Raw genomic sequence first — 13,001 nt, forward strand, 5'->3', positions numbered from 1 at the left:
TTCACACGGGCGCCTTATGTGAGGAAGAGGCCCCCAGACACCGCTCTCCCTGGCGGGCGCCCCAAAGGATACGTCCGAACAGAGCGGACGCCTGGCGGGCTGCGCCCTGGTTTTCGGACAGTCTCCCCGGTCCCCTGTCAGGACACTCAGGAATGAACCCGAGGCAGCTCAGACCTGGCAATACGCAGCCGCGTACCAGCCCTCAGGCAGGTTCAGTTCCTGATCCGGGCTTCCCATCACCCAATGGAAATTCCAGGAAATCCCCTGCAAAAATACCTGCGTAAAGTGCAGCATAGCTATCCCGATGTTTAATTTTTCATCGTTAGCGTTGGTCATGCCATCTTTTTCGACCACGAGGGTAATATGATTTCCGTCTAATATCAGACGGTAAGGCTGCAGATTCAAAAAGGAAGGGGCAAGACTCGTGGCGTACAGGGCGCGGATCAGAAAATCGTTATTCATGAGTTCTTCGACCGGGAATTTACGTCCCCAGGTTTCCTTGTATACAAGTTCGGAGACATTGATTTTAGGGGCGACATGTCCTTCCCGTACATTGGTATTGATATCTGACTGGGTTTTGATATCCAGCCGGAGCAGTTTCTTTTCCTGCTTCCCGTAACCAAAACCAATCAGTGCGGCTATCTCCATACCGGAAGAGATCTGCAGGGCAGCTTTGGCAGCTTCTTTGTCCAGGATAGTCACCCAGCAGCTGTCCAGACCTAATTCGGTGATTTTGAGATCCAGTTCTTCACCGATGTAGCCGGCGTTTTCCACGTAGTGTTCTTTGGATTCAGAGAGTAGAACCAGGTAATAGGGCGCGGGAATCAGAGACTCCTGATAGCCGGCAATACCCTCCAGATTGTGGATTGCCTCACCTTCGAGAATCCTGAGAGATGTACCAACAGCCGGGATTAATCCGGAGCAGCCCGCGTAATGGGTCTGTATATCTTCCAGGATATGGGCGGGAACCGCTTTTTCTCGGAATTCCCGGATAGACATTCTTCTTTCAATCAGATCAAAATAATTCATGATAAACCTCCTTTTCTCTGCGCAAAATAATAAGGATGCGTTTTTCTTCCTGCTTTCTATTTTAGCCCAATAGGAAGAGAATGTCGACCTATTTCCAGTTTCGGGCGAAACAGGGATCTGAGAAGGTACAGTTTATAAAAACTTTAGAAAACACACGGAAATTTCACAAGGTATCTATTGATTTATAAAGGAACTAACCATATAATAAGAAGTGTTTATTACGAGGAGGAAAAAGATGGAGAATAACAACAATCAAAACCAGAATGGCAAAGAACCAAAGAATAAGCAGACTCTGGTAATGGTTTTAGTTTGTGTATTGGTAGCGCTCTTGTTAATGAGCGTTTTCAGTAATTTATTTAGCGGCAGCAGTGCGAAAGAAATCCCTTATAATCAGTTTTTGTCGATGCTGGATGAGGGACAGGTCGCGAAGGTGAAGGTGCAGTCGGATTTAATCACGATCGTTCCGAAAAATCAGCCGAACCCGCTGTTTGAAATTACTTATCAGACCAATCGAATGCCGGATGAAAAACTGGTGGACAGACTGGAGCAGGCCGGGGTGGAATACTCGGCGGAAGCGCCTGATGTGGTGTCTTCTGTAATCTATACGATCTTAAGTTTCGCGATTCCGCTGGCTCTTCTGTGGATCGGTATGAGCTTTATCATGCGCCGGATGTCTAAGGGCGGCGGCATGATGGGCGTCGGTAAGAGCAAGGCTAAGGTATATGTACAGAAAGAGACCGGCGTCACGTTCCGGGATGTGGCCGGGGAAGATGAGGCCAAGGAATCATTACAGGAGGTTGTGGACTTCCTGCATAATCCGGGCCGGTATACGAAGATCGGGGCGAAGCTTCCGAAGGGAGCCCTGCTGGTGGGGCCTCCGGGAACCGGTAAGACACTGCTTGCCAAGGCGGTGGCCGGTGAAGCACATGTGCCGTTCTTCTCCCTGTCGGGATCCGATTTTGTGGAGATGTTTGTAGGTGTCGGTGCTTCCAGAGTCCGGGACCTGTTTGAAGAAGCAAAAAAATCCGCTCCCTGTATTATATTTATCGACGAGATCGATGCGATCGGTAAGAGCCGTGACAGCCGGTACGGCGGCGGAAATGATGAGCGGGAGCAGACCTTGAATCAGCTGTTGGCGGAGATGGATGGCTTCGACACATCCAAAGGCCTTCTCATACTGGCGGCCACCAACAGACCGGAAGTTCTGGACCCGGCGTTGCTGCGTCCCGGCCGGTTTGACCGGCGGATTATCGTGGATAAGCCGGATCTGAAAGGCCGGATCGATATTCTGAAAGTACATTCCAAGGACGTGCTGCTGGATGATTCCGTAGATCTGGATGCCATCGCACTGGCTACATCCGGAGCCGTGGGTTCCGATCTGGCCAACATGATCAACGAAGCGGCGATCAATGCGGTAAAACATGGCAGGCAGGTTGTGTCCCAGTCTGATATTTTCGAGGCGGTGGAACTGGTCCTGGTCGGAAAAGAGAAGAAAGACCGGATTATGAGCCGGGAAGAGCGCCGGATCGTATCCTACCATGAAGTCGGGCATGCGCTGGTCAGCGCGCTGCAGAAGGATTCAGAACCCGTTCAGAAGATTACCATTGTTCCCAGAACCATGGGTGCTCTGGGGTATGTCATGCAAGTTCCTGAGGAAGAGAAGTTCCTGAATACGGAGAAAGAACTCCGTGCGATGCTGGTGGGCCTGCTGGCCGGCCGTGCGGCGGAGGAGATCGTATTCGACACAGTAACTACAGGAGCTTCCAACGATATTGAGAAAGCTACCCGTGTGGCCCGTGCAATGGTGACCCAGTATGGTATGTCTAAGAAATTCGGCCTGATGGGATTGGAATCCATAGAGAATCAATATCTGGACGGACGGACCGTGTTGAACTGCGGAGATGCCACCGCAGCTGAGATTGATAAAGAAGTTATGCAGATGCTGAAGGACTCCTATGAGGAGGCCCGGAAGCTTTTAGCTGAGAACAGGGAGGTTCTGGATAAGATCGCCGCTTTCCTGATCGAGAAAGAGACCATTACCGGAAAAGAATTCATGAAGATTTTCCGGGAAGTCAAAGGCCTGCCGGAACCCACGGAAAAGGATACCGCGGAAAAACGGATCATGGACCGCCAGGCGGAGCCGGCCCGGGTCATCGAGCTGGGGGCCGTTCCTTCACCGCCTTCAGACGGCGGATTAAACGATGCGCAAAGCGCGGGAGTGGTGGAGCAGGAGCAGGAAACAGACCAACAGATTTAGAAATGGTATTAAGAAAAAAATAGTAGCGCTCGAAAATACCTCGCTGACTATTTAAGAATAGCAATGTTTCGAAAAGATGTTCGAAATTTCCTATTGTCAATAATCAGAAAGTGCCTTAGAATAATATTCTAGGGCATTTTTTATTTCAATTGTAATAATCATGCGTATGGTATATGAGGTGATAATAGATGTTTGATATCGATGAGGAATTAAAAAAACTGCCGGGGAAGCCTGGGGTATATATTATGCATGATGATCGGGACGAGATCATCTACGTGGGAAAAGCGATCAGTCTGAAAAACCGGGTGCGCCAGTATTTTCAAAGCAGCCGGAATAAGGGCGTGAAGATCGAGCAGATGGTCACCCATATTGCCCGGTTCGAATATATTGTCACGGATTCGGAACTGGAGGCTCTGGTCCTGGAGTGTAATCTGATCAAAGAACACCGTCCGAAATACAATACCATGCTGAAGGATGATAAGACCTATCCTTTTATCAAAGTGACGGTACATGAAGACTATCCCAGAATCCTGTTTTCCAGGAGTATGAAGAAGGATAAGAATAAGTATTTTGGGCCGTACAGCAGCGCGGGAGCGGTGAAGGATACCATAGAGCTGATCCGGAAGATCTATAAGATCAGAACCTGCAACCGGAGCCTTCCGCGGGATATCGGGAAGGAGAGACCGTGTCTCTATTACCATATCAAGCAGTGTGATGCGCCCTGCCAGGAGTATATCAGCAGGGAGGATTACCGTGCCAATATCGACGAGGCGATCGAATTCCTGAACGGAAACTATGCGCCGGTCTTAAAGCTGCTGGAGGAACGGATGATGGCAGCCTCAGAGGCCATGGAGTTTGAGCAGGCTATCGAGTACCGCGAACTTTTAAACAGTGTAAAAAAGGTGGCCCAAAAACAGAAGATCACCAATAGCGTAGGAGAGGAAAAGGATATTATCGCGCTGGCAATCGACGAGCGGGATGCAGTGGCACAGGTGTTTTTTGTCCGGGAAGGAAAGCTGATCGGCAGGGACCACTTTTATCTGACGGTGGCAGTTTCCGACACAAGGGCGCAGGTTTTGAGCAGTTTCCTGAAACAGTTTTATGCCGGAACCCCTTTTGTCCCAAAGGAACTGATGATCCAGGATGAGATCGAGGACGCCGCCATCATTGAAGAATGGCTGTCGGGTAAGAAAGGGCAGCGGGTACATATCCGGGTGCCGAAAAAAGGAACAAAGGAAAAGATGGTGGAGCTGGCCGCTCAGAATGCGCAGCTGGTTTTGAGCCAGGACCGGGAGCGGATCAAGCGGGAAGAAGGGCGTACCATCGGTGCGCTAAAAGAGGTGGCCGGCTGGCTGGGACTAAGAGATGTGGTTCGGATCGAGGCTTTCGATATTTCCAATATCAGCGGCTATGATTCTGTGGGTTCCATGATCGTCTATGAAAAAGGCAAACCGAAGCGCAGCGATTACCGAAAATTTAAGATCAAATGGGTGAAGGGCGCGGATGATTATTCCAGTATGGCGGAGGTGCTGACCAGACGTTTTACCCATGGCCTGGAAGAAGAGCGGGAACTGCAGGAGAAGAACCTGGCCAGTGAACTGGGGAGTTTTACCAAATTCCCGGACCTGATCATGATGGACGGCGGAAAGGGCCAGGTAAATGTGGCGAAACAGGTATTAAGCGAGCTGAATCTCGATATTCCTGTCTGCGGCATGGTAAAAGATGATAATCACCGGACCAGAGGGTTATACTATGAAAATGTGGAAATACCCATCGACCGCTCTTCCGAGGGATTCCGGCTGATTACCAGGATACAGGATGAGGCGCACCGTTTTGCCATCGAATATCACCGGATGCTGCGGAGCAAAGGGCAGGTTCATTCGATTCTGGACGATATCGAGGGGATCGGGCCGGCCAGGAGGAAAGCACTGATGAAACATTATCAGTCACTGGATGAGATCAAAGCCGCAGAACCGGATGATCTGGCCAAAGTTCCGTCGATGAATGAGGCGGCGGCCCGGAAAGTGTACGAGTTTTTTCATTGATGTTCCAAAGTTGCTATGCTAGAATGATAGATAGTAGTGAATACTGATAAAAAAGGAGCGTCTGCTATGCACAGTGTAAAGCTTACAAAACTGGTAGAGAAAATGAACCTGAAGAACATGACGCCGGATATCGATATGACAGAAATCAAGGTTCATCAACCGGATATCAACCGCCCGGCCCTGCAGCTGACCGGGTATTTTGACCATTTCGATTCCGAACGGGTACAGATCATTGGGTATGTGGAATATACCTATCTGCTGTCTCTTAAGACAGAGCGAAAGAAAGAGGTGTACCGCAAACTGTTATCCGCGCAGATTCCATGCGTTGTATTCTGCCGGGAACTGCCGCCTGACCAGGAGATTCTGGATGCGGCAAATGAACTGGGAATTCCCATTTTTATGACGGAAAAGTCCACGTCCTCCTTTATGGCTGAGGTAATCCGCTGGCTGAACGTAGAGCTGGCGCCCATGATTTCCATTCATGGCGTGCTTGTGGATGTATACGGCGAAGGTGTGCTGATCATGGGCGAAAGCGGGATCGGAAAAAGTGAAGCCGCTCTGGAATTGATCAAACGGGGCCACCGCCTGGTGACCGACGATGTGGTGGAGATCCGGAAAGTAAGCGATGAGACACTGATTGGCACGGCTCCGGACATTACCAGGCATTTTATAGAACTGCGGGGAATCGGCATCATTGATGTCAAGACCCTGTTCGGTGTGGAGAGCGTCAAGGAAACCCAGTCTATCGATCTGGTAATCAAACTGGAAGAGTGGGAGAAGGATAAAGAATACGACCGTCTGGGACTGGAAGAGGAATACACGGAGTTCCTGGGAAATAAGGTAGTCTGTCATTCCCTGCCCATTCGTCCCGGACGGAATTTGGCCATTATCGTCGAGTCTGCGGCGGTAAACCACCGTCAGAAAAAGATGGGTTATAATGCCGCTCAGGAGCTGTACAAGCGGGTACAGAAGAGCCTGGCAAAAAACAGCGAAAAATAAAAGAATAGTGATGAATGGTAAAAGGAGAAAAGAGATGTTTTGTTTCGGAGTAGATATAGGCGGCACCACAATTAAGCTGGGATTATTTGACCTTCAGGGGGATGTGTTGGACAAGTGGGAAATCCCCACCCGGAAAGAGGACGAAGGGAAAAACATCCTGCCTGATGCGGCAAGAGCCGTGCTGAGCAAAATGAACGAAAGATCCCTTTCAAAAGAAGACGTCGCTGGCATCGGAGTCGGCGTTCCTGGTCCTGTGAAAGAGGACGGAACCGTGGAAACAGCGGTAAACCTCGGATGGGACTATATGGATGTACAGGGTACCATGCAAAAAGAAACCGGACTTCCGGTGAAGGTAAGCAATGACGCCAATGTGGCCGCACTTGGGGAAGCCTGGGTCGGCGGGGCGAAAGGATGTAAAGATGTCATTCTGGCAACCCTGGGAACCGGAGTGGGCGGCGGGTTGATCACCAACGGAAAAATTATAACGGGGGCACATGGGGCTGGAGGAGAGATCGGGCATATGCATCTGATCGATGATTTCCCTCATGCCTGCAATTGCGGGAATTATGGATGTCTGGAGCAGGTTGCCTCAGCGACCGGAATTACCTATCTGGCCGAGAAAGCTCTGGCAGACAGCCAGGAGGCTTCTGTGCTGCGGGACAGAAAAGTGTCGGCGAAAGCTGTGTTTGATGCAGTGAAAGAAAATGACGCGCTGGCTATTGCGACTGCGGAGCAGTTTGGAAAATATCTGGGAAAAGCGCTGGCTATGATTGCGGCTGTGACAGACCCGGAAGTGATCGTAATCGGTGGTGGTGTATCAAAGGCCGGAACGGTACTGCTGGATTTTGTGGAAAAGAATTTTCAGGTTTATGCGTTTAGTTCCTGCCGTAAAGCTACCTTTGCATTGGCGGAATTAGGGAATGATGCGGGCATTTTCGGAGCGGCAAAAATGGCGTTGGATACTTATGCATCCAAATAGCGGTAATCTGCAGCGCTGTTCAGATAGAGCGGCTAATTTAGTTGAGAATTTAAAACGGTATCATATTAGGTTCGTTAGGTCTATATGTTTGATTTCACAGATGAGGAAATGAAGGAAATAAATCAGGAGATGATGGCAATGAAGTTAGGATTTATCGGATGTGGAAATATGGCCTCCGCTATTATGGGAGGAGTGATCCGCAACGGAATTTTCCGGCCGGAAGAGATGATTGGCGCGGATTCCTATAAGACAGCCCTGGATAAGGTTTCGGAGACATTGGGCATTCAGGTAACTACAGATAACCGCAGGGTGGCGGAGGAATGCGAGGTACTGGTGCTCTCGGTGAAACCGCAGTTCTATGAGGAAGTGATAGCCCAGATCCGAAGCGCTGTGGATGAGAATAAAATTATTATTACCATAGCGCCCGGGAAAACACTGGAATGGCTGGGGCAGAAATTCGAAAAACCGGTGAAGATCGTCCGGACGATGCCGAATACACCTGCCTTAGTAGGAGAGGGAATCACTGCCGCCTGCGCGAATGTCCAGGTGTCGGAGGAAGAATTAGCGTATGTGTGCTCGATTCTCAGGGGCTTCGGGGAAGTGGAAGTGATTCCGGAACACCTGATGGACGTGGTTGTATCTGTCAGCGGAAGTTCTCCGGCTTATGTTTTTATGATGATTGAGGCGATGGCGGACGCTGCCGTCGCGGATGGTATGGCGAGAGCCCAGGCCTATCGCTTCGCGTCCCAGGCCGTTCTGGGAAGCGCGAAAATGGTTCTGGAAACCGGAAAGCATCCCGGTGAGCTGAAGGACATGGTGTGCTCGCCGGGTGGAACCACGATAGAGGCTGTCCGGGTTCTGGAGGAGAAAGGATTCCGGAGCAGCCTGTTCGAAGCCATGAAAGCCTGTGCCAAAAAAGCGCGGGAAATGTAAAACATTTTTGAGAGGGGACTGGCTCCTTTCGGTTGTAAAGTCAGAGTGTAAGTAACTATGCAGAGAAAGGTGCCTGTCCCCGGATGTGGGTCTATTCAAATCGACATCCGGGGACAGGCACCTTTCTCTGCGTAGTTATTTATACTCTGACTTTACTGCCGAAAGGAGCCAGTCCCCTCCCATTTATTCTATATCCGCTGACTTTATATTCTTGGATCTAGGCAATGAGAATATAAATTCTGTCCCCACGCCTTCCGTGCTGATCACGTTGATATTTTCTTTGTGGGCCTGTATGATCTCTTTCGTAATCGAGAGTCCCAAACCAGTCCCCTTCTTATCTTTTCCCCTGGAAAGATCGGTCTTATAAAAGCGTTCCCAAACCTTTTTCACACTCTCCTTTGGAATACCGATCCCGGTATCCTTTACGGAGACGAATACTTTTTCGTGCTTTTCGGTGGTCTCCACATAGATGACCGAATCCGGATTGCTGAACTTGATGGCGTTGTCGATCAGATTGTAGAGCACCTGCTGTATTTTCCCCATATCAGCGGAAACATAGAGGACCTTTGCGGAAAAAATCAGCTCTATGGATATGCGCCTGGTAGTACAGGTTCCCTCAAAGGTAGCCGCCGTCTTTTTGATAATACTGTTGATATCAAAATCCGTGATATCCAGCAGCGTCCCCCTGCGGTCAAAATCATTCAGCGTGAGCAGGCCGCTGGTCAGCTTATTCAGACGCTCCGTTTCAAAGAGTACGATATTCAGATATTTTTCCTGCATCTCCGGAGGGATCGTGCCGTCCAGGATCGCTTCCACATATCCCTTGATCGAAGTCAGGGGAGAACGGAAATCGTGAGAGATATTGGACACGAATTTTTTCTGATACTCCTCCATCTTAGACAGCTCGGTGGACATATAGTTCAGCGTCGCCGAGAGCCGGCCCATCTCATCATCGGTGGTCACAGGCAGCTCATATTTCAGATTTCCGGCCGCATACTGGTTGGCGGCGAAGGTGATCCGCTTTAACGGTTTGGACACCAGGAACGTAAACGCAGCCAGAATCAGCAGGGACAAGAGGAAAATGCCGATTAGGGTGATATAGGAAACGTTCAGCAGCTGGTCCCTTTCCTGGCTGATCGCGCTGACCGGATAATGAATCAGCACATACCCTCTGGTTTTGAGATTGAGGGTGATCGGTGAGATGACGCTTAATACTTCCTCCTGATAACAGTCATAAAAATTACTGATACAATAATACTGATTGCCGGTAAAAGTAGGATCGAAGTCCTCGATTACCTTCGGACTCTCCAGATTCACCTTTTCCCGGGAATTCAACAGAATCGTGCCGTCCGTGTCAATGATCCAGACCGGAGCGGACACATAGGTATCCACCGCTTTTAACTGGGTCTGCAGTTCATCCAGGGACAGCGCCTCCGTGTAATAGTTCTTGGCATAGGTGGAAGCGACAAAGATGGCCTCCCGGTATAAATTATCGGCTTTTTCTTCTTCCAGCTGGTTCAGGGTCAGAGACGAAGTCAGCGTGGCGATAAGAAAAAAACTCAGAAAGCCAAAAATCACATACGCGATAATAAATTTGGCATAGAGCTTCATTGCTTCACCTCGAATTTATAACCGATCCCCCATACGGTGGACAGACTCCAGGCCTCGTGATCCTTGATCTTCTCACGGAGACGTTTGATATGTACGTCGACCGTTCTGGTATCCCCGATGTACTCGTATCCCCAGATATGATCCAGAAGCTGTTCCCGGGTGAAGACCTGATTCGGTGAGGAAGCCAGAAAATACAGCAGCTCCAGTTCCTTGGGCGGCATATCCACAGGCTCTGCGTTGTAGATGACGGAATAGTTGGTCAGATTGATAATCAGGTCCGGATACTCCACATATTTGGCGTCCGGGGTGGGAGCGGCCGGCTTTTCCGGCTGGAACCGGCGCAGAACCGCTTTGACACGGGCCACTAATTCCTTGGAATCGAAGGGCTTGATGATATAATCATCGGCTCCCAGTTCCAGGCCCAGTACTTTGTCGAAGATCTCGCCCTTGGCGGAGAGCATGATAATCGGTACGGATGATTTGTGACGGATCTCACGGCAGACCTGATAGCCGTCGATGCCCGGCAGCATCAGATCCAGCAGGATCAGATTCGGCCGGAAGGTATCGAAAATAGTCAGGGCCTCCTCTCCGTCATGGACCATCATGGTTTCGAAACACTCTTTGGTCAGGTAAAGGGAGATGAGCTCCGCTATATTTACATCATCATCTACAATTAATATTTTTTGTTTTGCAGCCATATGAATGCCTCCTCTATTTTTTACAGTGATTATTTAAATTCAACGATTGTCACGCCGGTTTCGCCTTCGCCGAACGCTCCGAGACGGTAAGATTTTACATAACGGGTCCGTTTCAGATGATTATGAACGGCGGTCCTCAGGGCTCCTGTCCCTTTGCCATGCACGATACGGACCTGAGGGAGATGAGCCAGATAAGCGTCGTCCAGATATTTGTCCAACGCGCCCAGCGCCTCATCCACCGTCATACCCAGCAGCTTGATCTCAGGACTTACCGTGGCAGATTTAGACATTTTGATTTTTCCGGAGCCTGTTTTCTGAAGGTTCGGGCCTGTGATCACAGGTTCATCCACCAGCTCCAGATCTTTGATGTTGACCTGGGACCTTAGGATGCCCATCTGCACGAAAAGATCTCCCTTGGCGCCCGGCAGCGTGCTGACGGTACCTTTCAGATTCAGGCTTAATACCCTGACGGTGTCTCCGATTTTGAAGTCTGCAGGCTTATTGGCCTTGCCGGATTTCTGTTTGGGCTGGATGGTCATGTTCTTCTCTAAACCGGACATCTTATCCCGCAGCTTCGTGCGCTCCTGTTCCATCTGTTTCATGGAGATATTACCCTGCCCGTATTTGTTGAAATTGGATATCGTCTGGTCCGCGACTTCCTTGGCCTCCCGGAGAATGGCATGGGCCTTTTCATTGGCTTCCCGCAGAATGTCCTCCCGGCGCTGGTCCAGCTTATCGTATTTTTGTTCCAGCCGGGTCTTTAAGGATTCGATTTCTTCTTTGTAACGGGTGATTTCCACCTGTTCTTTCTCAATGGTAACCTTGCTGTTTTCCAGATCGGTGATCAGGTCTTCGAAATTCTCTTTTGTCTCACTGATCCGGCTTTTGGCGTCGTCGATGATATAGTCCGGAAGTCCCAGCTTGGAGGAAATCGCGAAGGCATTACTCTTTCCCGGAATACCGATCAGCAGCCGGTACGTGGGGCGCAGTGTCGCGATATCAAATTCGCAGCAGGCATTTTCCACACCCTGTGTGGACAGCGCATATACTTTCAGTTCACTGTAATGGGTGGTGGCCATGGTGCGGATGTCCCTTTGATGCAGCCAGGATAGAATCGACATGGCGAGGGCGGCGCCTTCCGTAGGATCCGTTCCGGCGCCCAGTTCATCGAACAGAACCAGGGACCGGTCATCGACCTCCTCCAGGATTTTCACAATATTAGTCATGTGGGAAGAAAATGTACTGAGAGACTGCTCGATGCTTTGTTCATCACCGATATCCGCATAAACCTCGTGAAATAGTGCCAGCTCCGACCGGTCGAGGGTGGGAATATGAAGTCCGGCCTGGCCCATCAGGGTCAGAAGGCCAACGGTTTTCAGGGATACGGTTTTTCCGCCGGTATTTGGTCCGGTGACGATCAGCTGGGAAAATTCTTTGCCCAGGTAAATATCGATGGGAACTACCTGCTTGGAATCCAGCAGCGGATGCCGGGCCTTGCGCAGATGAACATATCCCTGTGTATTGAACATAGGGGCGGTTCCGTTATAGTCCTGAGCCAGCCTGGCACGGGCAAAGATAAAATCCAGTTCGGTCAGAAGTTCGAAATCACTATGCACCGCCTGGGTTTCTTCCGCTACAAGGGTACTTAGGTTCGCTAAAATCACTTCGATCTCGGCCTGTTCTTTTAATACCAGCTCCTTGATATCATTGTTCAGGCGTACCACAGCCATGGGTTCGATAAAGACTGTGGAGCCGCTGGAGGACTGGTCGTGGATCATACCGGACACCTGGCCGCGGTATTCCGCTTTTACCGGAAGGCAGTAACGGCCGTCCCGCATGGTGATCACTGCGTCCTGCAGATAAGTGCGCACGGAACCATTTACCATGGAATTCAGCTGGGTGTGGATCCGGTCGTTGGCGAGCTTGATACTCCGGCGGATCTGGCGGAGCGTACTGCTGGCCTCATCGCTGATCTCTTCCTCGGACAGGATGCACCTGCGGATTTCCGCAGAAATCGTGGAGAGAGGAATGAGACCATCAAAATAGTCGTCCAGTGAGTCGCGGGTCAGATCGGCATTATCCTTACGGCCATAGGACTTCGCCCGGGCGGCTGTCTCCAACAGGGTACAGACGGCCAGAAGCTCGATGGCGTTTAAGGAACTGCCGATTTCCAGCCGTTTCAGGGAACCGCGGACATCCTTGATTCCGCCGAAAGAAGGACTGCCCTTTTTTAGTATACGGCTGAAGGCATCCGCCGTCTGAGACTGGAGCAGCCGGATCTGGGACAGGTCATCAGATGGGGTCAGATGACGGCACAGGTCCTTACCAGACTGGGACGCGGCGTGTTCGGTCAGCCGGTCGATGATTTTGTGGAATTCCAATGTATGCAAAGCTTTCGCGTTCATGTTGATCCTCCATATTGCAGGCAATGCTGAAAATTGTTGTTTACT

Annotated in this window: 9 protein-coding genes; 5 read left to right on the forward strand and 4 right to left on the reverse strand. The window is 50.3% G+C overall.

Annotated elements, in window-relative coordinates:
- Positions 1 to 168: 168 nt before the first annotated feature.
- The gene (locus KTH90_RS00005) at positions 169 to 1,029 is read right to left on the reverse strand and encodes a nitroreductase family protein (protein WP_238725980.1); all 861 of its coding nucleotides are present in this window, start codon (positions 1,027 to 1,029) and stop codon (positions 169 to 171) included.
- A 235-nt stretch (positions 1,030 to 1,264) separates the two neighbouring features.
- Here KTH90_RS00005 and ftsH point away from each other — a divergent pair, with 235 nt between their 5' ends.
- The 5 genes from ftsH to proC all read left to right on the forward strand — a co-directional run bounded on the left by ftsH (position 1,265) and on the right by proC (position 8,242).
- Positions 1,265 to 3,286 carry an ATP-dependent zinc metalloprotease FtsH gene (ftsH, locus tag KTH90_RS00010; protein ID WP_238725981.1) on the forward strand — a complete coding sequence of 674 codons (2,022 nt, stop codon included), beginning with the start codon at positions 1,265 to 1,267 and terminating at the stop codon, positions 3,284 to 3,286.
- A gap of 188 nt (positions 3,287 to 3,474) precedes the next feature.
- Positions 3,475 to 5,331, forward strand: a complete 1,857-nt coding sequence (gene uvrC / locus KTH90_RS00015) for an excinuclease ABC subunit UvrC (RefSeq protein WP_158351471.1) — start codon at positions 3,475 to 3,477, stop codon at positions 5,329 to 5,331.
- Between the two features lie 66 nt (positions 5,332 to 5,397).
- A complete protein-coding gene (hprK, locus tag KTH90_RS00020; protein WP_158351472.1) occupies positions 5,398 to 6,330 on the forward strand; it encodes an HPr(Ser) kinase/phosphatase in 933 nt (310 codons plus the stop codon).
- Between the two features lie 34 nt (positions 6,331 to 6,364).
- On the forward strand, positions 6,365 to 7,309 hold the full coding sequence (locus KTH90_RS00025; protein WP_238725982.1) for an ROK family glucokinase: 945 nt from the start codon (positions 6,365 to 6,367) through the stop codon (positions 7,307 to 7,309).
- Between the two features lie 138 nt (positions 7,310 to 7,447).
- Positions 7,448 to 8,242 carry a pyrroline-5-carboxylate reductase gene (proC, locus tag KTH90_RS00030; RefSeq protein ID WP_158351476.1) on the forward strand — a complete coding sequence of 265 codons (795 nt, stop codon included), beginning with the start codon at positions 7,448 to 7,450 and terminating at the stop codon, positions 8,240 to 8,242.
- Positions 8,243 to 8,425: 183 nt separating this feature from the next.
- Here proC and KTH90_RS00035 read toward each other — a convergent pair whose 3' ends face one another.
- From KTH90_RS00035 to KTH90_RS00045, 3 genes are read right to left on the reverse strand one after another with little or no spacing between them, the layout of a single operon-like run.
- A complete protein-coding gene (locus KTH90_RS00035; RefSeq protein ID WP_158351478.1) occupies positions 8,426 to 9,853 on the reverse strand; it encodes a HAMP domain-containing sensor histidine kinase in 1,428 nt (475 codons plus the stop codon).
- Complete coding sequence (locus KTH90_RS00040) at positions 9,850 to 10,551, reverse strand: response regulator transcription factor (protein WP_158351480.1); 702 nt, start codon at positions 10,549 to 10,551, stop codon at positions 9,850 to 9,852. Before KTH90_RS00040 ends, KTH90_RS00035 begins: the two co-directional genes overlap by 4 nt.
- A 29-nt stretch (positions 10,552 to 10,580) precedes the next feature.
- Positions 10,581 to 12,956, reverse strand: a complete 2,376-nt coding sequence (locus tag KTH90_RS00045; RefSeq protein WP_238725983.1) for an endonuclease MutS2 — start codon at positions 12,954 to 12,956, stop codon at positions 10,581 to 10,583.
- Positions 12,957 to 13,001: the final 45 nt, after the last annotated feature.

Source organism: Diplocloster modestus, from assembly GCF_019042245.1.
GTDB classification, from domain to species: domain Bacteria; phylum Bacillota; class Clostridia; order Lachnospirales; family Lachnospiraceae; genus Diplocloster; species Diplocloster modestus.

What these genes read in the sequence shown, in the direction of transcription:
- KTH90_RS00005 (WP_238725980.1), bottom strand. Translation starts at nt 1,029, where the DNA reads ATGAATTATTTTGATCTGATTGAAAGAAGAATGTCTATCCGGGAATTC.
- ftsH (WP_238725981.1), top strand. Translation starts at nt 1,265, where the DNA reads ATGGAGAATAACAACAATCAAAACCAGAATGGCAAAGAACCAAAGAAT.
- uvrC (WP_158351471.1), top strand. Translation starts at nt 3,475, where the DNA reads ATGTTTGATATCGATGAGGAATTAAAAAAACTGCCGGGGAAGCCTGGG.
- hprK (WP_158351472.1), top strand. Translation starts at nt 5,398, where the DNA reads ATGCACAGTGTAAAGCTTACAAAACTGGTAGAGAAAATGAACCTGAAG.
- KTH90_RS00025 (WP_238725982.1), top strand. Translation starts at nt 6,365, where the DNA reads ATGTTTTGTTTCGGAGTAGATATAGGCGGCACCACAATTAAGCTGGGA.
- proC (WP_158351476.1), top strand. Translation starts at nt 7,448, where the DNA reads ATGAAGTTAGGATTTATCGGATGTGGAAATATGGCCTCCGCTATTATG.
- KTH90_RS00035 (WP_158351478.1), bottom strand. Translation starts at nt 9,853, where the DNA reads ATGAAGCTCTATGCCAAATTTATTATCGCGTATGTGATTTTTGGCTTT.
- KTH90_RS00040 (WP_158351480.1), bottom strand. Translation starts at nt 10,551, where the DNA reads ATGGCTGCAAAACAAAAAATATTAATTGTAGATGATGATGTAAATATA.
- KTH90_RS00045 (WP_238725983.1), bottom strand. Translation starts at nt 12,956, where the DNA reads ATGAACGCGAAAGCTTTGCATACATTGGAATTCCACAAAATCATCGAC.